Origin of the sequence: Yinghuangia sp. ASG 101 (assembly GCF_021165735.1) — a bacterium.
Classification (GTDB): Bacteria; Actinomycetota; Actinomycetes; order Streptomycetales; family Streptomycetaceae; genus Yinghuangia.
The window spans coordinates 6,749,590-6,769,424 of sequence record NZ_CP088911.1 but is presented as its reverse complement, the minus strand read 5'-3'; the positions used below and the strand labels follow the sequence as shown (position 1 = coordinate 6,769,424).

Below are 19,835 nucleotides of genomic sequence, written 5' to 3'. Positions count from 1 at the left end.
ACGTGACGACACTCCCCCGGCGTCGGCTGCTCGACATCTGGAAGGCCCTGGCCGCACGATGCGCCGCACGCTCGACCGGCACCGCCGCTCCGTGGCCGTCCGGCGACTCGATGCGCGACGCCGAGCAGTTGGTGTGCCTGCTCTATCCCGCGATGCGGATGCCCGGCCTCGGCTTCGCCGACCCGGACACGACCGGCCAGGACGTCCTCGACGCGCTGGCGCCGCTCGGCGACCACCAGGGCATCCCGCGCACGGTCGTGGAGATCTGCCTCGAATACCTGGAGGGCTACACCGGAGCGGACGGCGGCCCGGTCTTCGCCGCGCCCGGACAACTGCGCGCGCTGAACGCCGGTGAGGAACCGTCCGCGGCCCAACGCCGCATCGAGACGGTCGAGTCGTTCTCGATCAGCGTCACGCTGTGCCTGTCGATGCTCGCGTTCGCCCACGCCTGCGAACGACGCGTCCGCGCGCCCGGAACGCGCGACCGCCTCGACACCCTGCGCCGCGCGGCGTCGGCACGGCTCACCCACGCCATGACGGCGCTGCGCGAATCCTTCGTGGCCCAGGCGTTCCCCCAGGACTCCGACGCCGGCCGGACGCTGGTGACCACGGTGTTCCGCGACGCCGCCCCCGACTCCCGCAGGCTCCACACGCTGCTGCGCGAACTCCGCCCGATCCGGCTCGGGTTGCGCGGCCTCGACCTGCCCGCTCCCACCCGCGCCCAACTCGGCGACGAGAACCGCCTGTTCGCCTGCGGCTGGGCCTGGGGCCGCGCCGAGCCCCCGCACGCCGACACCGGCCACGCCGCCGACCCGCACCCGTCGCTGTACTTCACGGTGGCCGCGATGGACGGCATCGTCGACCTGTTCTCGGCACGGGAGACACTGCTGCCCGGCCTGCTGCACGACGGCCAGCTCACGCTGGCCCAACAACTCCTGGTCCGCTGGGAACTGACGCAGCGTTACTGGAGCATCCTGGCCCGGGCGGGCGGCGACTGGCCGCTGCGGGACATCCCGTGGCGGGGACCCGACTGGGACGAGTCCGACTACTCCACACTGCACGTCGCGTCCATCCTGATCCACAACTTCATGCGCCAGGGCGACCCCGACGACCTCCCGCTCGGCCACGAACTACGGCCCGTCGTGGCGGTACTGGAGGAACTGGCCGCACGCGCCAAGATCACCCGCCGCGCACTGCCCGACGACCCGGCCGTCGCCCTGCACGCCCCGGGCATGACCGCACCCCTGCACGGCGCCGAACGCCTCGGCCCGCCCGTGGGATGGACCGTCGACGACTTCACCCCCGTCGTCCTCAAACGCGCCCTCCAGGTCGCCGCGCTGGCCCGGACGATGGACCACCGCGACGCGATGCTCGCGCTGGCCGGGGAACTCACCGACCACCTGTGGAAGCGCCGACTGGACTCCGGAACCGCCGCCGGGCTGTGGGACGCCCCCGAGCGCGTCTACCCCGGCGCGCCCGTCCCGCCGACCGCGCCGTCCTGGCACATGACCGAACGGGCCGTGGAGACACTCGTCGTCGCGGCGGCCGGCATCGCCGCCGAACTCGTGCCCGCTCCGGGCCTCGTCGACACCGCCGCGGACATGCTCCGCGAGGCCGAACACCTACTCGCCCGGGAGATGCTGACCCGCACCATGCACGCTCCGTCCGTCGACTCCGAACTCCACCTGATCGGCGTCGTGTTGCGCCGGTCCCGCAGCCAGGCCGACCGGCACCCGGCCGTCGCGATCGCCCTCGCGTCCGACGCCCTGCGCCGCCTCGACGCGCTGGCCTCGGCCCGCGAGCAAGCAGCCAGGGGGATGATCTGAATGCTGGTCTTCGCCACCTCCGACAAGGGCGGCACCGGCCGTTCGGTAACCTGCGCCAACATGGCCTACCGGCGCGCCCTGCTCGGGGACGACGTCGCGTACGTCGACTTCGACTTCGGCTCCCCGACCGCCACCGCGGTCTTCGAGCTCGACGGCGCGCCACGCTCCTCCGGCGCCGGGCTGCACGCGTACCTGCGCGGACGCACCGGTGAGCCACAGCAGTTCGACGTGTGGGCGCACTCCCGGCGCAAGGAACTGCGCCTGCGCCCGGCGACCTGCGGCCGACTGGAGCTGTTCCCCGGCGACCCCGGCGGCGGCGAATTCCCCACCGACCCGGCCATGACGGACCGCTGCGCCGAGCTGTTCCTGCGCCTGGAGGAGGAGTTCGACGTCACGTTCGTCGACCTGAGCGCGGGCCGCTCGTACGCGATCGAGCTGGCGCTGCGCAGCACGGCCCGCCCCGAACTGCGCGAAACCACCGTGCGCTGGCTGGTGTTCCACCGGTGGACACGGCAACACATCGTGGCCACCGCGGGGTTGGTGCACGGTGATCGCGGCATCCTCGCGGCCGGCGCCGCGATGGGCCACGACAGCGCCGACCTCGCGGAGCGCGTCCGGTACGTCCGCGCCGCGGTCCCGAAACCCGCGACGCTGACCGGCGGCGAGCCGCGCCCCGCCCAGGCCGAGTGGCTGGTGGCCTGCGACCGCGAACTGAGCGACCTCGCCGCGAGCCACCGCCTCGGCCGTACCGCGCTGCTCGGCAGCGTCCCCCTCGATCCCGTACTCCAGTGGCGCGAGCAACTGCTCACCGACGCCGACGCCCTGGTCAGCCGAATCGCCAACCGCGAGACGGTCGACGCCCTGGCGGACCTGGCGCACGCCCTCACCGACGCCGCCCGCTGGGAGGTCCTGTGACCGTCGACCGCCACCGCACGGATGCGGCCACGGTGTTCCGCGAACAGTCGGCCCAGGACTGGAGCGCGTCGGTGCCGCTCGCGCACACGTCCGTCGAGCTGGGCCACCTGTACATGGAGGACTTCGCCGCGGGCCCGGACCGGCTCCGCGAGCACTTCGCCGCCATCGCCCCGTGGGCGGAGACGGCCCGCGCGGTCGCGGCACCGCCGGGCCGTCGGGCCCGGGTGAGCACCTGCTTCCTCGTCGACGACTACTTCACGCGGCTCGCGTCCCCGGCCGAGCTGATCCCCGAACTCGTCGCCGCGGCACGGGAATCCGGCGTCGAGATCGACTACCTCGGCCGCGAGTCCGGATGCGCGCGGGCCGGGGACGTCTCCCCCGCCGCGCTCCTCGCGTCCCGCCTGGTGCCGTCGCCCCCCGAGGGCGGCAACGGCGCCCGGCCGCCGACCGACGTGTCCGGCTGGATGTGCAACGGCACGCGGTCCCCCGTGCCGGTCGGCGCGGAGGCGATGGCGCCGCCCCCCGACTGGCGGCCACCGCGCGAGTTCGGGGCGCGCAGGCACTCGGTGTTCCTGGACGTCGAGTTGTGGGACGGCGACGGCGAACACCGCACGTGGTCCTGCCCGTTCCTGGCCGCGGTGTGGCAACTCCTGCGCCTGGGGCTGCTGCGCGACCGCGGTGCCGCGGTCGCCTCCCCCGTCCCGTGGTCCGCGCCCGACTTCCCCGACGACTGGGACGACCTGCCCGCCGTGATCCGGCTCAACCCGTCCGCCGCGCCGTTCACGGCGTACCGGACGTTCTCCGTGATGGGCACCCGGTTCCTGCCCATCGAACACGCCGTGCGGGTGGTCCTCGGGCACACCGCGATCGACGCCGCGGTACGCGACCGCATCGCCGCGCGTGCCGCGGCCGAGGGCGTCCCGCTGCCCCCCGACCTTCCCGGACGCGTCAACTACGCCTTGGTGGCCGACCGGTTCGCCGCGACGGACGGCCAGGGCACCGGTGGCGGCCGGTGAGGGCGCCGCTCCTGGTGGTCGGCGAGGTACGCACCGCACTGCTCATGAACTCCGCGCCCCTCACCCCGCCCGGCGCCGGCGCCCTGCTCGACCTCGTCGAGGGAGCCCGCGTCCGGTCCGCCGAACGCCCGGTGCCCCGCGCGGTGTCCGCCGACCTCGTGCACCCGGTCGACTGCCCGCTGAGCACCGGCTCGGGGACCAAGACACGCGGCACCGGCACCATCCTGGCCCGCGCCCGGGTGACCGCCGGGCGCGTCCTGCAGGCCTCGGCACGCGCCACCCTCGTCGCGGGCGGCCCGCGCCGCCCCGACTGGGCACGGCACCTCGAACGCCTCGGCACCGTCGAGGCGTCCGGCCGCGCCACGGCGGACGACCTGGCCGCCGGATTCCCCGGAACCGACGCGCCGGGCCCGACACTCGACCCCGGAGCCGCGTGCGAGCAGCTGCTCGCGCGTGTCCAGGGCGCGTCGTCGCTCGACCGGCTTCCCGCGTTCCGGGCACGCCGCACCCGGCTGCGGTGGTCCGCCGCGTTCGGTGACGGCGACCGGCCCGGCGGCGTCTTCACACTGCACGACGCCACGCGGCGCACACTGCACCTGCGGCTGCCGTCCCCGACCTTCGCCGACGCGGCGGAAATCGCCGCGCTGTGCGAGGACTTGGCCCTGCACGACTGGCTGCTGACCGTGGTCGCCGACGTGGCCGAGCGGGCGTGCGCCGGCCCCGCCGACCCGGCCTCGCTGCGGCGGCTGCGCCCGGCGGTGGACCACCTGCTGCACGTGTGGATGCCCGGCCTGGACGTGGCGCCCGCGCTGCTCGCGGTGTGGGACGACCTCGAAGCCGCCCCGGGGCTCACCCGCCAGTGGCGGTCGAGCGTCGACCGGATCCGCGACCACATGGCGTTGAACACCCTGGAGCTGCTGTCCCGCCCGCCGGTACCGTCCGTCCCGTACCGGCGGCGGGTCTCCCCGGACCACCGCGGCCCGCATTCCCCGCCGCCCGACGCCCGTCTGGGGGGTGCGGCCCCCAACGGCGTGTCCCCGGTGTGCGGCGCGTAGCGGCACGCGCGAGGCCGCGTCAGCCGCGCCGCACGCGGACCTCCCTCGGCGCGCGGAACGACAGCAGGTCGAGCATCGGAACGTCGTCGGCGGCGAGGCGGATACCCGGCAGGAGGCGTACGGCCGCGTCGACGACCGCCGTGACCTCCATCCGGGCCAGCTCGGCGCCCAGGCAGCGGTGCGGCCCGACACCGAACGCCAGATGGGCGCGCGGATGGGGGCGGTCGAGGCGTACCCGTTCGGGTTCGTCGAACACGTCGGGATCGCGGCCGGCGTCGGCGAGCCGCAGCAGCACCTGGTCCCCGGCCCGGATGTGCCGACCGCCGACGACGCGCTCCTCGCGGGCGACGCGCCGCCACGTGGTGACCGACGGGACCAGGCGCAGCGCCTCCTCCACGGCACGCGGGGCGAGGTGCGGTTCGGCACACAGCCGCTCCCACACCGGGCGGTCGCCGAGCAGGAGGTGGAGTGTCGCGGCGGCCAGTTGCGCCGTCGTCGCCTGGCCCGCGATGAGCAGGAAGTAGCAGACGCTGACGGCCTCTTCGTCGGTGACCTCGCGCGCGTCCGGCTCCGGCAGCACGAGGCGTGTCAGCCCCGCGAGGAAGCCGTCGCCGCCGGACTCCCGGGCGGCGCGCACGCGGTCACGGAGCCAGCGGTGGAACTGCGCGCACGAGACGGCGAGTTCGTGTTGGCGTTCGGGGTCCGGGCGGCCCCAGAAGAGTTCGAGCGAGTCGGCGGACCAGCGGTGCAGGAGGTCCAGCTCCAGGGGAGCCGCACCGCCCGGGCCGGGAGGTCCGCCGGGCCCCCCGCCGGGCCCGTCCGCGCCCGCTCCCCCCGTCGCGCCGGCCCCCGCGCCCTCCTCGACGCCGAGCAGATCAAGCAGCACCGTCGCCGCGACCGGCCGGCACAGCGGCGGGACGAGGTCGCACTCCCCGTCGGCGTCGAGCCGCGCACGTGCCTGCTCCGCACCGGTGCGCGCCAATGCCTCCGCGCGCGGGCGTGCCGCGTCGACGCGGCTCCCGGAGAACCATCGTGCGGTCCACGCACGGAACGTCCGGTGGGTCGGGCCGCCGTTGGAGGCGAGGGTCGGCGGGAGGGCGAACCGGGCGGCGGCCAGTTCCCGCAGGGCGGGGCGCGCCGGCGGCGTGACGGCGAGGAGCGCGTTGTCCGGGCCGAAGCCGGCCCGGTCCGTCATGACCTCGCGGATCTCGTCGTACCGTCCGATGAGCCACATGCCCAGGTCGGGCGACCACCGGGTCGCCTCGGGCCGCGCGGGGCAGCGCGCGAAGTCCGCCGGCATAGGTCCACCACCCCAACGTTCTCCCGACCGGCTCACCGCCGAGGCTGGCTCTTTGCCGCACCGGTCTGCATAATTCATTCTTCACACACGAGAATATGATTCTCATCCGAGGGCCTGTCCCGGTGCACGGGGGCGACCGGCCCGGTCCGCGGGCGCGGGCACACCCCCACGCCGTGCCGCACCGGGCGCGGCACGACACGCAGGAGTTCACGCATGGCGGTGTTCCTTCTCAGGTTCGACTTCCGCAACCCCGCGTTCGCCGGCACCGAGATGTCCGAGCGGTACGCGGCGGCCCTCGACATGGTCGAGTGGGCGGACCGGGTGGGCTTCGCGTCGGTGACGCTATCGGAACACCACGGAAGCGAGGACGGCTACCTCCCGTCGCCGCTCCTCCTGGCGTCGGCGGTGGCCGCCCGCTCGCGTCGTCTCAACATCACCATCGCGGCGATCCCGGCGCCGCTGCACGACCCCGTGCGCCTGGCCGAGGACCTCGCGGTCGCCGACGTGCTCAGCGGCGGACGGCTCAGCGTGATCCTCGCGAACGGCTACATGGCCCACGAGTTCGACATGTTCGGCGTATCGATGAAGGACCGGGCCAAACTCACCACCGAGACCGTGCACACCCTGCGCGCGGCGTGGACCGGCGAGCCGTTCGAGTTCCGGGGCCGGACGATCCGCGTCACCCCCACACCGTCCCGCCCGGACGGCCCGCCGATCATCCTCGGCGGCGCCGTGGAGGCGGTCGCCCGCCGCGCGGCACGGATCGCGGACGGCTTCGCCCCCAATTGGCCCGGCGTGTGGGAGTTCTACCGCGACGAGCGCGTCAAGCTCGGCCACCCCGACCCGGGGCCGTACTCCTCGGGCGACGGCAGCTTCCTGCACGTGTCCAAGGACCCGGACCGCGACTGGGAGCGCATCCGCCCGCACGCGATGCACGAGTCCGTCGAATACGGCGCCCACGCCGCGGCGGCCGGCACCGCGGGACACGGCGGCTACAGCATTCCCGACGACCCCGACGAACTGCGCAGCAGCGGCCGGTACCGCGTCGTCACCCCCGAGGAGCTGACCGCCGAACTCCAGGCCGCGGGCGATCGCGCTTTCGCGGTGTTCCACCCGCTCATGGGCGGCATCCCGCCGGAGCTGGCCTGGGAGAGCCTGCGTCTCTTCGAGACCGAGGTCCTGCCCAACCTGTAAGCGGGACGGCACGCCGCGTCCACCGGCCGGCGCGGACACCGCCGAGGCCCCGCGCGGGCCACCGCACCGCCCGCGGGTCCATGGCGGCGGGCGGCGCCCCCACGCGCCGCCCGCCGCCGTGGCACCGCGACGCGTCCCACCGCCGCCACGCCCCCCGGCCGGACGCGGTCCACGGCACCCCGCGCGGCCCGCCCGCCCCCACCCCTCAGCTCCCGCGCCCCTTGTCCAGGAACCGCCGCAGCCGCGCGAGCGGCCACGTGTTGATCACGTCGTCTTTCGTGAGCCACCCGCGCTGCGCCGTGCCGACGCCGAAGCGGATGTACGGCAGGTGCGTCGCCGCGTGCGCGTCCGAGTCGACCGCGAACTTCACGCCGTGCCGCCGGGCCCGCAGGATGTCCTCGTCGCGCAGATCAAGGCGTTCGGGGTGGGCGTCGACCTCCAGCGCGGTGCCGGTGCGCGCACACGCCGCGAAGACCGCGTCGAAGTCGGCGTCCAGGCCCGCGCGTTTGCCGATGCGGCGCGTCGTCGGGTGGCCGAGCACGGAGACGTACGGGTTCTCGCACGCGCGGATCAGACGGCGCGTCAGCTCGTCGCGGCTCTGGTTGAAGTGCGAGTGCACGGACGCGACACACAGGTCGAAGCCGGCCAACACCTCGTCCGGCCAGTCGAGTCCGCCGTCCGGGCCGATGTTCAGCTCGGTGCCGTGCAGCAGCCGCATGCGGCCGAACTTCCCGTCGAGTGCCCGCACTTGGTCGCGCTGCGCGAGCATCTTCTCCGTCGTCATCCGCTGCATCGCGAGGTCCGGCGCGTGGTCGGTCACCGCGTAATACGCGTAACCGCGTTCGGCCGCCGCCGCCACCATGTCCGCGAGCGGCGACAGCCCGTCGGTGAGATCGGTGTGCGTGTGCAGATCGCCGCGGAGGTCGCTTTCGGCCACCAGGTCGGGGAGTTCCCCGCGCAGCCCGGCCTCGATCTCGCCGCGGTCCTCGCGCAGCGGCGGCGGAATCCACGGCAGGCCGAGCCGGTCGTAGATCGCCTCCTCGGTGTCGGACACGATCATGGTGTCGTTCTTGGCGTGGAACAGGCCGTACTCGGACAGCCGGAGCCCCTGCCGCACCGCGATCGCCCGCACGCGGACGTTGTGCTCCTTCGAGCCGGTGAAGTACTGGAGCCCGGCGCCCCACGCGGCGGGCGGCAGCACCCGCAGATCGACCTGCAGGCCCTCGGTCGTCCGGATCGACGTCTTCTTCTCCCCGTGCGCGATCACCTCGGCGGTGTGCGGGAGTTCGCGCAGCGCGGCCATGAACGGCGCCGAGTCCTCGGCGGCCACGAGGATGTCGATGTCGCCGATGGTCTCCTTCATCCGGCGCAGCGATCCGGCGTACGTGCAGCGCGCGCACCCGGAGACGGCCGACAGCTCCGCCACGATCCGCTCGGCGATGCCCATCGCGGTGCCGAGCAGGATCCGGCCGCTCGCCTGCCGCATGAGCGCGACGCTGTGCAGGATGTTCTCCTCGGACTTCGGGCCGAAGCCCTTGAGGTCGCGCAGCTTGCCCGCGTGCACCGCGTCGACCAGCCCCTCGACGGACGACACCCCCAGGACGTCGTAGAGAACCAGCGCCTTGCGCGGCCCGAGGCCGGGGATCGCGGTGAGTTCGCGCACCCCGGCGGGGATGGCCGAGCGGGCCTCGTCGACGACGGCGATGTGGCCGGTCCGCACGTATTCGGCGATCTTGTCGGCGATGGACTTCCCGACGTTCGGGATCTCCCGCAGGCTCTTGTCGTCGAGTTTCGCGACATCCGACCCGAAGCCGGCGACCGCCCGGGCGGCCTTCTCGTAGGCCCGTGCCTTGAACGCGTCGCCGCCGGTGATCGCCGTGATGTCGGCGAACTCCTGGAGCAGCGCCGCGACATCGTCGTTCGCTCGCACCCTTCCTCCCATCCTGCGACCGGCGCCGCGCGGGCCGCCGGGTCAGCGGTCGACGCCGCCCAGCACCGGGTCGGTGCTGGCCAGCGATGCGATGACGTCCGCGACCAGCCCGCCTTCCACCATCAGGGCGAGCGCCTGGAGATTGGTGAACGACGGGTCGCGCAGGTGCACGCGGTACGGCCGCGGCCCGCCCGTCGACACCAGGTGGCACCCCAGCTCGCCGCGCGGGGACTCGACCGCTGTGCAGACCTGGCCGGGCGGCACCGCGAACCCCTCGGTGACCAGCCGGAAGTGATGGATCAGCGCCTCCATCGACGTGCCCATGATGGTGCGGATGTACTCGGCGGAGTTGCCGAGTCCGTCCGACCCGAGCGAGAGCTGCGCGGGCCACGCGATCTTCTTGTCGGCGACCATCACCGGCCCCGGGCGCAGCCGGTCCAGGCACTGCCCGACGATGCGCAGCGACTCGCGCATCTCGGCGATCCGCAGCCGGTAGCGGTCGTACGCGTCGCAGCCCTCCGCGACCGGTACGTCGAAGTCGTAGTCCGCGTAGCCGCAGTACGGCCGGCTCTTGCGCAGGTCGTGGGGCAGCCCGGTGGCGCGCAGTATCGGCCCGGTGACGCCGAGTTTGACGCATCCGGCCAGGTCGAGGTGGCCGACGCCGACGGTCCGGGCACGGAAGACGGCGTTGTCGTCGAGCAGCAGTTCGTATTCGTGGAGGCGTTCCGGCAGCACCCGCAGCAGGTCCCGGACGTGGGCCTCGGCGCCCGGCGGCAGGTCCTGGACCAGGCCGCCGGGCCGGACGAAGCCGTGGTTCATGCGCAGCCCGGTGATGGCCTCGAAGACGTCGAGGAGTAGTTCGCGGTCGCGGAACCCGAACGTCATCACGGTCAGCGCGCCGAGTTCCATGCCGGCGGTGGCGATCGCGACGAGGTGGGACGAGATGCGGTTCAGCTCCATCAGCAGGACGCGGATCACCTGGGCGCGCTCGGGCACCTGGTCGGTGATGCCGAGCAGTTGTTCGACGCCCAGGCAGTAGGCGACCTCGTTGAACACCGGCATGAGGTAGTCGGCGCGTGTCACGAAGGTCACGCCCTGTGTCCAGTTGCGGAACTCGCAGTTCTTCTCGATGCCGGTGTGGAGGTAGCCGATGCCGACCCGTGCCTCGACCACGCGTTCGGCGTCGAGTTCCAGAACGAGCCGGAGCACGCCGTGTGTGGACGGGTGCTGCGGTCCGAGGTTGACGACGATGCGCTCCTCGGCCGTCGCACCCAAATCCGCGACGGCATCGGTCAGTTCCGTCCCCGACTCGACGAAAACCTCACGGACCGCCATACGACCGCCTCCCACGGCTTCACGCGTCGGGCGCCTCCCGCCCCTTGTCCGCTGCCCGCCCTCGCGGCGCCCACGCGCGCCGGGCCCGGGACGACTCCTAGCAACACCGCGACGACGCGGTGTGTTCGCGGTGGTCGCGGCGCAGGCGTTCGTACGCGCGGCGGGTCGGGGCCGGGTGGTCCGGGCGCTCGCGCCGGTGACGCAGGCAGTGGCGCTCGTACGCCGCGTCGCCGGAGATCTCGCGCAGATACCAGCGGACGCCGCGCACGACCCGCCGCACCGCGCGGCGGACCCGGGCGGCGGTCACGACCGGTCCAGGGCGTCGCCGGCGCCGACCGCCGCCTCCTCGCGCGGATCCGGCGCCCGGGGCACGTCGAGCACGGAGGCGACGTACGGCGCCTCGGTGTCCGGCAACGGGACCGGCGACCGGATCGCCCGCACGGCGACCACCGCCGCATTGGCCACGACCAGCGCCACGAGCAGCAGGAACACCGCGATCAGCACGCCGTCCACGGTGCTGTTGCGGACGACGGTGTGCATCTCGTCCATGCTCGTCGCGGGGCTCAGCACCCGGCCGTCGTCGATCGCGTCGGCGTACTTCGCGCGTTGCGCGAAGAATCCCACGTGGGGATCGCCCGAGAAGATCTTCTGCCACCCGGCGGTGTAGGTGACCGCGAGGTCCCAGGCGAGCGGCACGCCGGTGACCCACGCCCAGCGCCGCCTTCCGGTCTTGACGAGGACCGTGGTGGCCACGGTCAGCGCGATCGCGGCGAGCAGCTGGTTCGCGATGCCGAACAGCGGAAAGAGCTGGTTGATGCCGCCGAGCGGGTCCGTCACCCCCGCGTGCAGGAAGTAGCCCCAGCTCAGCACGACCAGCGCACTGGTGATCCAGATGCCCGGCCGCCAGCCGATCCGGCCCAGGGGCTTCCACACGTTGCCGAGCGTGTCCTGCAGCATGAAGCGCCCGACGCGGGTCCCGGCGTCCACGGTGGTGAGGATGAACAACGCCTCGAACATGATCGCGAAGTGGTACCAGAACGCCTTCATCCCCGCACCGCCGAACACGTCCGAGAAGATCTCCGACATCCCGACGGCGAGTGTGGGCGCGCCGCCGGTCCGGGCGATGAGCGTCGACTCCTCCACGCCCCGGGCCGCGGCGTGGAGTTGGTCCGGGGTGATGGTGAACCCGAGGCCCGTCACGACCTGCGACGCGCTCTCCACGGTCGAACCGAGCGCTCCCGCGGGCATGTTCATGGCGTAGTACAGGCCCGGGTCGATGACGCACGCGGCGGCGAGCGCCATGATCGCGACGAACGACTCCATGAGCATGGCGCCGTAGCCGATGAGCCGGACCTCCGACTCCTTGCGGATCAGCTTCGGTGTGGTCCCGGACGCGACGAGGGCGTGGAAACCGGACAGCGCCCCGCACGCGATCGTGATGAACAGGAACGGGAACAGCGCCCCCGCGAACACCGGGCCGCCGCCGGATCCGGCGAACGGGCTGACCGCGTCGGTCCGCAGCACGGGCGCCGAGACGAGGACCCCGGCGGCGAGCAGCACGATGGTCCCGACCTTCATGAACGTCGAGAGGTAGTCGCGCGGCGCGAGCAGCAGCCACACCGGCAGCACCGACGCGACGAAGCCGTACGCCACCAGGCAGAACACGAGGGTTTCGGGGCTCCACGTGAACGCGTCGGCGAGCGCCGGGGAGGTCTCCACCCGGCCGCCGGCCACGATGGCGAGGAGCAGCAGCGCGACGCCGATCACGCTGGCCTCGACGACCCTGCCCGGGCGCAGGAACCGCAGGTACGCCCCCATGAACAGCGCGATGGGGATGGTCATCGTGACGGAGAACGTGCCCCACGGCGACTCGGCCAGCGCGTTGACCACCACCAGCGCGAGGACCGCCAGCAGGATCACCATGATCGCGAACACCGCGGCCAGCGCCGCGACGCCGCCCACCCGGCCGATCTCGTCGCGGGCCATCTGCCCGAGGCTCTTGCCGTCCCGGCGCATCGACAGGAACAGCACCACCATGTCCTGCACGGCGCCCGCGAAGACCACGCCGACGATGATCCAGACGGTGCCCGGCAGGTAGCCCATCTGTGCCGCGAGCACGGGCCCGACGAGCGGCCCGGCCCCGGCGATCGCCGCGAAGTGGTGCCCGACGAGGACGCGGCGGTCGGTCGGCTGGAAGTCGATGCCGTCGTCGAGGCGTTCGGCCGGCGTCGCCCGGCTGTCGTCGACGGCGAGCACCCGCCGGGCGATGAGGCGCGCGTAGTACCGGTACCCGATCGCGTACGAGGCCAGCGCCGCGAACACCAGCCACACCGCGGAGACTTCCTCGCCGCGTGCCAGGGCCAGGACGCCCCACGCGACCGCGCCGACGACGGCGACGGCCGTCCAGAGCAGGATGGATTTCAGGCCACGCGCGCGGCCGGGGACAACGGGTTCGGGCATGCGAACTCCAGGAGCACAGGGGGAGGCGTCGGATCGACCGGGTGCGGTACGCGCGGGCGCACCCGCCGCCTCAGTCCCGTGCGAGAACAGCCGAGGGGACCGCGGCGAGCGCGCCCCCGGGTATCAGGACATCCCGAAGCCGGGCGAACGACGCCGCCGACAAGCACCACCGGACAAGCGGGGCAGGCGCGTTCCCGCGCGCCGGGGCCCGTTCCCCGCCGACGCACGGCACCGCGCACGCCATCGGCCGGCCCACCGCACGTCCGTATCCGACCCCCGGGCGAACACACGGCCCCGGCCCGACGCCCCCACCACCCCGGCACCACCGCACCACGCGGCGCTCACCCCCGCGCGACCGGCCGAGCACCGCGCGCCGCCGCCCGCGCGCAACTCCCGGCACCCGTCCGGGGTTCGCCGACCGCACCGCCACCACCACGAGCTTCCTCGACGGACCGACGCGTCACCGCAGGGTCGTGATCTCCACGATGACGCCGTCGCCGCCCTGCGTCGCGCGCAGGAGCATGCCCTGCGGCGGTGCGACGGACGTGGCGTTGTCACCGCACGCCGAACGCGACCCGCCCCCGTGCTCGCCGATGGTCAGCCCCGCCACGCACCCGACCCCGATCCCCCCGCCGATCGACGTGCCCGGCGCCGGCTCCATCGTGAAGTCGACGGTGTCGCCGTCGAGTTCGAGGGAGATCTCGGTGACGTACGTCCCGTCCAGCGGAACCGTCAGCGGGCCGGTCACCAGGATCTCGCAGTCTCCGTCCCGGCACGCCTCGACATCGGTCCCGTCGGCGGCGACCGCCGCCGGCGACGCACTCGGCTCACCGGGCCGGCCGTCCGGCGCGTCACCCGACGCGCCCGGCTCCGCGCCGGCCGACGACGAGGCCGCGCCCCGCCCGGTGCTCGCCGCGTCCGCGGTGTCATCCGAGGAACTGCAGCCCACCGCGGCCGTCATCAGGACAAGTGCCGTCGCACCCCACAGGAACCCGCGTCGCATACCGCCTCAGCGTAGAGGCCCAACCGCCTTGCCGGGAGGGCGACATGCCCGATCCGTCCGGGCGGCGGCACCGCGGTACGCGATCGCCCACCGGGTTCCCCGCGGCCTCCCGCGCCGATACGCTCGGTTTTCACGCCGGTCGCCCGCACGTACCCGGGAGTTAACCAGGCGTGGTTAACCGCTGCGACCTTATGGTGCTTTCGCGACGGATCTCATAATCCTCCCACCGAACGAGGAGCGAGGAGAATTCCGGATGACCACGGTGGGCGTAGAGGAAGAGTTTCACCTCGTCGACCGGCACACGAGGCAGTTGACGCCCGGCGCGGCGTCCGTCCTCGAACTGCTACCGCCCCAAGGGTTCACCGCCGAGTCGAAGGCCACGATCGTCGAGACGAACAGCGACCCGCACACCGCTCTCGACAGCCTGCGCGACGATCTCGTGCGCAGCCGTACGCTCGTGACCCGGGCGGCGGCGCGACGCGACCTGGTGCCGATGGCCGCCGGCACCGCCCCTCTGGCGCGCGTGGAGGACGCCACCACCACGCCGGGCACCCGCTACGCCGAAATCGACCGCGCCTTCGCGCGGTTGGCCGACGAAATGTTCGTCTGCGGCCTGCACGTCCACGTCGGCGTCGAGGACCGCGACGTCGCCGCCGCCGCGTGCGCGTGGATCTCCCCGTGGGTCCCGACCCTGCTCGCGCTGTCGGCGGGTTCCCCGTACTGGCTCGGCACCGACACCGGCTTCGCGAGCTGGCGCACCATCCTGTGGCGCCGCCTGCCGACCGCGGGGCCGATGCCGCCGTGCCGCTCGGCATCCGACTACGACGCGATGGTCTCGTCCCTGATCGACTCCGGGGTGATCTCCGACCGCGGCATGGTCTACCAGGACATGCGGCTGTCCGCGCACGTGCCGACCCTGGAGCTGCGCGTCTGCGACTCGATCGCGGACATCGACGGAGTCCTGCTGGCCGCCGCGCTGTTCCGGGCCCTGGTCCGGCACGGCACGAACGCGGTCCTCGCCGGCCACGAACCGCCGTCCACGCCCGAACCACTGCTGCGCGGCGCGACGTGGCGGGCGGCCCGTTCGGGCCTGGAAGGCGACCTGATCGACCCCGGGACGCTGCAACGGGCACGCGCCCGCGCGGTCGTCCAGCGCCTCGTGGCCCACGTCGCCGACGAACTGCGCTGGTACGAGGACTGGGACCGCGTCACACACACGGTCGCCGGCGTCCTGCGCACCGGCTCGTGGGCCCGTAAGCAGCGCGCCGTCGGCCGCCGCCGGGGCCTGCCCGCCGTCGTCGACCTGCTCACCGACAAAACCACCGCGTTCGGCCCGTCCTACCCGACGCCCGAACACGCCACCGACGCGGCCTGATCGACCGCCGTCCGGTGCCGCGGCACCGGGCCGGCGCGGTGGCAAGCTACCGAGCGATAACCAGGGTCGGTTACCCGTTGCGGCCTTCCCGGGGCCGACACGGCACGGGAGAGTTGTCCTGCCCCCCGCCCACCGCCCCCTCTCCCGGCGCGCCGGCCTACCGAACGAGTCCCCATGCCTCACGCATCGCTGCCCTTGTCGCGCAACGGCCTTGCCGCACCCACCCGTTCCGGTCCGAGTCTGCGCGAGATCATCCGGCGGTACCCGGCGGTCGCCCCGGTGGACGTGCTGCCCGACATCCACCGGCTGCACGCCGAGCACGTCGCCGCGGAACAGGAGGCCGGCACCGCCGAGGCCGCGCTCGGGGCGTCGCTCGCCGCCGACCTGGTCGCCCGCACGTACCTCGACCTCGGCGACCCGAGAGCCGCGGTCGCCCAGGCGGACGCGGCACTCATCTACGCCGACCGCGCGCGCTCCCACGGCGCCCGCGTCCGCCACCGCGCCCTGCAGTCGCTGTCCGCGTACTGGGCCGGCTGGCCGCACGAGGCCCTGCGGTACGCCCGCCTCGGAAGCATCTCCGACCAGGCCGGCGGCAGCGGCCCGGCGATGCTCAAGGCCGTCGAGGCGCGCTCCCACGCGCTGTTGGGCGACGGCCTGGCGGCATCGGACGCCCTGCGCGCCGCCGACGCCGCGGCGGCCTCGGAACCCGACGAACTCGATGCCCTGGGAGGGCTGTTGCGGTTCGACGAGGCGCGCCGCACATACTTCGAGGCGGAGGCCCGGGTACACATCCCCGGGGGCGCGCGCACGGCCGCCGAGCGCGCGCTCACCGCCATCCGGCTGTTCCGCGACGCCGCCGTGCGCGCCGCCGGAAGCGCGGCCGTTCAGGCCGAGCGCCGGCTCCTCCCGGACCCCACGGACCCGGCCGACCCCGCCGACCCCGCACCCGCCGACGCGCTCACGGCCCCCGACACGGCCCCCGAGACCGCCGCGTGCCTCGCCGTCCTCGCCCTCGCGCACGCCCGCCAGGACAACCTGGACGGCGTCCGCGCCGCGCTGGACGACCTGCTGCCGCTGGACCCCGTCCGCCGCACGCTGCCCGTCGTCCTGTCCACCGCGCGCGTGCACGCCGAACTCCGGCGCCCCGCCTGGATCCGCGACCCGCGCGTGCGTGACATGCAGGAACTGATCGAGACGTTCTGCCAGGTCCCCGCCGGCTCGACGGCGGGCTGACCCCCGACTCCCCCGACCGGCCGCGTCACCCCCCGACGTCCCGCGTACACCGACGCCCTTCTATCACCCGTTCGCGCCCGCCGGCCCCCGAACGGGTTACGTGTCGCGCGCGCGTGACGGGTGCGGTTTCGCAACGATGCGCTGAACACCGGCGTACGCCGCGGTCGGGCTGCGCCGAAGCACGCTCCGGAGCACCCGACCCCGAGGAACGTCGACAATGAGCGCTGAGGCCGGCACGGCGGAATACGTCGCCACCGCCCACCAACCCGCACAACCACGCACCAGGGTCCCGGGCAACCAGGTCGTGAAGTGGATGACGACCACCGACCACAAGACGATCGGCAACCTGTATCTCACCACGTCGTTCGTGTTCTTCATCCTCGGCGGCGTCCTCGCGCTGCTCATCCGCGCGGAGTTGGCCCGGCCGGGCACGCACATCATGTCGAACGAGCAGTACAACCAGTCGTTCACGATGCACGGCACGATCATGCTGCTGATGTTCGCGACGCCGTTGTTCGCGGGCTTCACCAACGCGATCATGCCGATCCAGCTCGGCGCGCCCGACGTGGCGTTCCCCCGGCTGAACATGCTCGCGTACTGGCTCTACCTGTTCGGCTCGATCATCGCGGTCGCCGGGTTCCTCACGCCGCAGGGCGCCGCCGACTTCGGGTGGTTCGCCTACGCGCCGCTCAACGACATCGTGCGGTCACCCGGCATCGGCGCCGACATGTGGATCATGGGCCTGGCGATGTCCGGGTTCGGCACGATCATCGGCGCGGTCAACTTCATCACGACGATCGTCGCGATGCGGGCGCCCGGTCTCACGCTGTTCCGGATGCCGATCTTCTGCTGGAACATCCTGCTGACGTCGGTGCTCGTGCTGATGGCCTTCCCCGTGCTCGCGGGAGCGCTGCTGTGCCTGGAGGCGGACCGCAAGTTCGGCGCGCACATCTTCGATCCGGCGAACGGTGGCGCGCTGCTGTGGCAGCACCTGTTCTGGTTCTTCGGCCACCCCGAGGTGTACATCATCGCGCTGCCGTTCTTCGGCATCGTCTCCGAGGTGATCCCGGTCTTCTCGCGCAAGCCGATGTTCGGCTACAAGGGACTGATCGGCGCGACGATCGCCATCGCGGGCCTGTCGGTGACGGTGTGGGCGCACCACATGTTCGTGACCGGCTCGGTGCTGCTGCCGTTCTTCTCGTTCATGACGTTCCTCATCGCGATCCCGACCGGGGTGAAGTTCTTCAACTGGATCGGCACGATGTGGCGCGGCTCGGTGTCGTTCGAGACCCCGATGCTGTGGACGGTCGGGTTCCTGGTCACCTTCCTGTTCGGCGGGCTCACGGGGGTGATCCTCGCGTCGCCGCCGCTGGACTTCCAGGTATCCGACACGTACTTCGTGGTCGCGCACTTCCACTACGTCGTCTTCGGCACCGTGGTGTTCGCGATGTTCGCCGGATTCCACTTCTGGTGGCCGAAGTTCACCGGCAAGATGCTCGACGAACGCCTCGGCAAGATCACCTTCTGGACGCTGTTCGTCGGCTTCCACACGACCTTCCTCGTCCAACACTGGCTGGGCGCCGAGGGCATGCCGCGCCGGTACGCCGACTACCTGGCCTCCGACGGCTACACCGCCCTCAACATGGTCTCCAGCATCGGGGCGTTCGTGCTGGGCCTGTCGATGCTGCCGTTCCTCTACAACGTGTGGAAGACCCACAAGTACGGCAAGAAGATCCCGGTCGACGACCCGTGGGGATTCGGGCGCTCCCTCGAATGGGCGACGTCGTGTCCGCCGCCGCGCCACAACTTCACCTCGATGCCGCGCATCCGCTCGGAATCCCCCGCGTTCGACCTCCACCACCCCGAGATCGTCGCGATGGAGGAACTGCACGAGACCCCGCTGGAAGCCCTCGCCGCCGAGGGCGACCACCGGTCGTGACCCGCCGTCACCCGGGCGCGGCTCCGGTGCGCGCGGGCAGCGACGCGAGCCCGCGGACCCGCAGCGACGGCCGCCACTCCGCGCTCTCCGCGTCGTCGAACCGCAGGCCCGGGAACCGCTCGAACAGCACCCGCAGCGCGACCTCGGCCTCCAGCCGTGCCAGGGGCGCCCCGATGCAGTAGTGGATGCCCTGGCCGAAGCTCAAGTGCGCGGTCAGGTCGCGGCGTTCCGGTGCGAAGGCGTCCGGGTCGACGTCGGTGAAGCGCCTCGGGTCGCGGTTGGCCGTCGCGATCGACAGCATCACGGTCTCCCCCGCCGGGATGTCCGTGCCCGCGATGCGGACCTCCTCGCGGGCGAACCGGCGGATGGCCAGCAGCGCGGGGGATTCGTGGCGCGCGACTTCCTCGACGACGTCCGCGACCGGCGTGCGGCCCGCCACGACCGCGTCGCGCAGCTCCGGGTCGGCCAGCACCGCACGCAGCGAACTGGCGATGAGGTTGGCGGAGTTCTCGTAGCCGGCGAACAGCAGAAGGAACGCGAGGGACATCAACTCGTCCTCGGACAGCCGGTCGTCGGCGTCCCGGGCGGTCACCAGCACCGACAGCAGGTCCGTACCGGGCCGGGCGCGCTTGTCCGCGATCAGGCGCACGAAGAACGCGTACATCTCCGCGACGATCCGCCGCATCTCCTCCGCGTCGGCGCCGGTGCCCAGCAGGCCCGTCGTCCAGGCGCGGAAACCGGAGCGCGACTCCTCCGGGACGCCGAGGATCCGGCAGATGACCTGCACCGCGTACGGCGTGGCGAAGTCGTCCACGAGATCGACCGGGCCGTCGGTGCCGAACCCGTCCGCGAGCTGCCGGGCGGCGTCCTCCAGACCGGGCCGCAGCTCGGCGACGCGGCGGGCCGTGAAGGCGTGGCCCGCCAGGCGGCGCAGCCGCGTGTGGTCCGGCGGGTCCATGTTGAGCAGATTGGCGTCCAGGGCCGGCGGAAGCGAGAAACCGCGGTAGCCGCCGCCCGGCGCGGCGTGCCGCTTGGACAGCGACAGCCTCGGGTCGACGAGCGCGGCCTGCACGTCCGCGTACCGCGTGACCAGCCACGCGGCGCTGCCGTCCGGCAGCGTGATCTTGTGGACCGGGCCCGCCTCGCGGAGCGCGGCGCCGACCCCGTGCGGGTCCTCGGCCATCAGCCTGGCGGCGTCACTCACGCGGGCACCTCTCCTTCGGCGCCGCTTCCGCGAAGCGCGTCGCTCGCGTG

General features: G+C 73.1%; 15 protein-coding genes. 8 read left to right on the top strand and 7 right to left on the bottom strand.

Annotation, left to right across the window (positions count from 1 at the left end; translation table 11 throughout):
• The first annotated feature begins 2 nt into the window (after positions 1-2).
• From LO772_RS28995 to LO772_RS28980, 4 genes are read left to right on the top strand one after another with little or no spacing between them, the layout of a single operon-like run.
• Positions 3-1,826: an SCO2524 family protein gene (locus tag LO772_RS28995; protein ID WP_231774974.1), complete on the top strand. Its 1,824-nt coding sequence runs from the start codon at positions 3-5 to the stop codon at positions 1,824-1,826.
• Positions 1,827-2,741 carry an SCO2523 family variant P-loop protein gene (locus LO772_RS28990; RefSeq protein WP_231774973.1) on the top strand — a complete coding sequence of 305 codons (915 nt, stop codon included), beginning with the start codon at positions 1,827-1,829 and terminating at the stop codon, positions 2,739-2,741. It begins immediately after the preceding gene.
• Entirely contained in the window at positions 2,738-3,757 is a 1,020-nt protein-coding gene (locus tag LO772_RS28985; RefSeq protein WP_231774972.1) for an SCO2522 family protein, read from the top strand. Before LO772_RS28990 ends, LO772_RS28985 begins: the two co-directional genes overlap by 4 nt.
• Complete coding sequence (locus LO772_RS28980; RefSeq protein WP_231774971.1) at positions 3,754-4,812, top strand: SCO2521 family protein; 1,059 nt, start codon at positions 3,754-3,756, stop codon at positions 4,810-4,812. The genes LO772_RS28985 and LO772_RS28980 overlap by 4 nt, the downstream gene beginning before the upstream one ends.
• Before the next feature lie 19 nt (positions 4,813-4,831).
• Here the strand turns inward: LO772_RS28980 and LO772_RS28975 are convergent, their stop codons facing one another.
• Entirely contained in the window at positions 4,832-6,112 is a 1,281-nt protein-coding gene (locus LO772_RS28975) for a cytochrome P450 (RefSeq protein ID WP_231774970.1), read from the bottom strand.
• Between the two features lie 213 nt (positions 6,113-6,325).
• Here LO772_RS28975 and LO772_RS28970 point away from each other — a divergent pair, with 213 nt between their 5' ends.
• Complete coding sequence (locus LO772_RS28970; RefSeq protein WP_231774969.1) at positions 6,326-7,306, top strand: LLM class flavin-dependent oxidoreductase; 981 nt, start codon at positions 6,326-6,328, stop codon at positions 7,304-7,306.
• 205 nt (positions 7,307-7,511) lie between these two features.
• Here the strand turns inward: LO772_RS28970 and polX are convergent, their stop codons facing one another.
• The 5 genes from polX to LO772_RS28945 form a co-directional block, all read right to left on the bottom strand.
• Entirely contained in the window at positions 7,512-9,248 is a 1,737-nt protein-coding gene (polX, locus tag LO772_RS28965; protein WP_231774968.1) for a DNA polymerase/3'-5' exonuclease PolX, read from the bottom strand.
• Positions 9,249-9,278: 30 nt separating this feature from the next.
• Positions 9,279-10,571 (bottom strand): NADH-quinone oxidoreductase subunit D, encoded by a 1,293-nt coding sequence (locus tag LO772_RS28960; RefSeq protein ID WP_231774967.1) that lies wholly within the window; start codon positions 10,569-10,571, stop codon positions 9,279-9,281.
• A 97-nt stretch (positions 10,572-10,668) separates the two neighbouring features.
• Positions 10,669-10,878 (bottom strand): YbdD/YjiX family protein, encoded by a 210-nt coding sequence (locus LO772_RS28955; RefSeq protein WP_231774966.1) that lies wholly within the window; start codon positions 10,876-10,878, stop codon positions 10,669-10,671.
• Entirely contained in the window at positions 10,875-13,031 is a 2,157-nt protein-coding gene (locus LO772_RS28950; protein WP_231774965.1) for a carbon starvation CstA family protein, read from the bottom strand. Before LO772_RS28950 ends, LO772_RS28955 begins: the two co-directional genes overlap by 4 nt.
• Positions 13,032-13,491: 460 nt before the next feature.
• Positions 13,492-14,034, bottom strand: coding sequence for a hypothetical protein (locus LO772_RS28945; protein WP_231774964.1), 543 nt, complete (start codon positions 14,032-14,034; stop codon positions 13,492-13,494).
• Positions 14,035-14,287: 253 nt separating this feature from the next.
• Here LO772_RS28945 and LO772_RS28940 point away from each other — a divergent pair, with 253 nt between their 5' ends.
• The 3 genes from LO772_RS28940 (at position 14,288) to ctaD (ending at position 18,581) form a co-directional block, all read left to right on the top strand.
• Positions 14,288-15,409: a carboxylate-amine ligase gene (locus tag LO772_RS28940; RefSeq protein WP_231774963.1), complete on the top strand. Its 1,122-nt coding sequence runs from the start codon at positions 14,288-14,290 to the stop codon at positions 15,407-15,409.
• A 174-nt stretch (positions 15,410-15,583) separates the two neighbouring features.
• Complete coding sequence (locus LO772_RS28935; RefSeq protein WP_231774962.1) at positions 15,584-16,642, top strand: hypothetical protein; 1,059 nt, start codon at positions 15,584-15,586, stop codon at positions 16,640-16,642.
• A gap of 217 nt (positions 16,643-16,859) precedes the next feature.
• Complete coding sequence (gene ctaD, locus LO772_RS28930) at positions 16,860-18,581, top strand: aa3-type cytochrome oxidase subunit I (protein ID WP_231774961.1); 1,722 nt, start codon at positions 16,860-16,862, stop codon at positions 18,579-18,581.
• Positions 18,582-18,588: 7 nt separating this feature from the next.
• Here the strand turns inward: ctaD and LO772_RS28925 are convergent, their stop codons facing one another.
• Positions 18,589-19,785, bottom strand: coding sequence for a cytochrome P450 family protein (locus LO772_RS28925; protein ID WP_331717281.1), 1,197 nt, complete (start codon positions 19,783-19,785; stop codon positions 18,589-18,591).
• Positions 19,786-19,835: the final 50 nt, after the last annotated feature.

Excerpts from the sequence above, each read along its gene's own strand:
- ctaD (WP_231774961.1), top strand. The coding sequence starts at position 16,860 with ATGAGCGCTGAGGCCGGCACGGCGGAATACGTCGCCACCGCCCACCAA.
- LO772_RS28945 (WP_231774964.1), bottom strand. The coding sequence starts at position 14,034 with ATGCGACGCGGGTTCCTGTGGGGTGCGACGGCACTTGTCCTGATGACG.
- polX (WP_231774968.1), bottom strand. The coding sequence starts at position 9,248 with ATGGGAGGAAGGGTGCGAGCGAACGACGATGTCGCGGCGCTGCTCCAG.
- LO772_RS28960 (WP_231774967.1), bottom strand. The coding sequence starts at position 10,571 with ATGGCGGTCCGTGAGGTTTTCGTCGAGTCGGGGACGGAACTGACCGAT.
- LO772_RS28990 (WP_231774973.1), top strand. The coding sequence starts at position 1,827 with ATGCTGGTCTTCGCCACCTCCGACAAGGGCGGCACCGGCCGTTCGGTA.
- LO772_RS28970 (WP_231774969.1), top strand. The coding sequence starts at position 6,326 with ATGGCGGTGTTCCTTCTCAGGTTCGACTTCCGCAACCCCGCGTTCGCC.
- LO772_RS28950 (WP_231774965.1), bottom strand. The coding sequence starts at position 13,031 with ATGCCCGAACCCGTTGTCCCCGGCCGCGCGCGTGGCCTGAAATCCATC.
- LO772_RS28935 (WP_231774962.1), top strand. The coding sequence starts at position 15,584 with ATGCCTCACGCATCGCTGCCCTTGTCGCGCAACGGCCTTGCCGCACCC.
- LO772_RS28940 (WP_231774963.1), top strand. The coding sequence starts at position 14,288 with ATGACCACGGTGGGCGTAGAGGAAGAGTTTCACCTCGTCGACCGGCAC.
- LO772_RS28975 (WP_231774970.1), bottom strand. The coding sequence starts at position 6,112 with ATGCCGGCGGACTTCGCGCGCTGCCCCGCGCGGCCCGAGGCGACCCGG.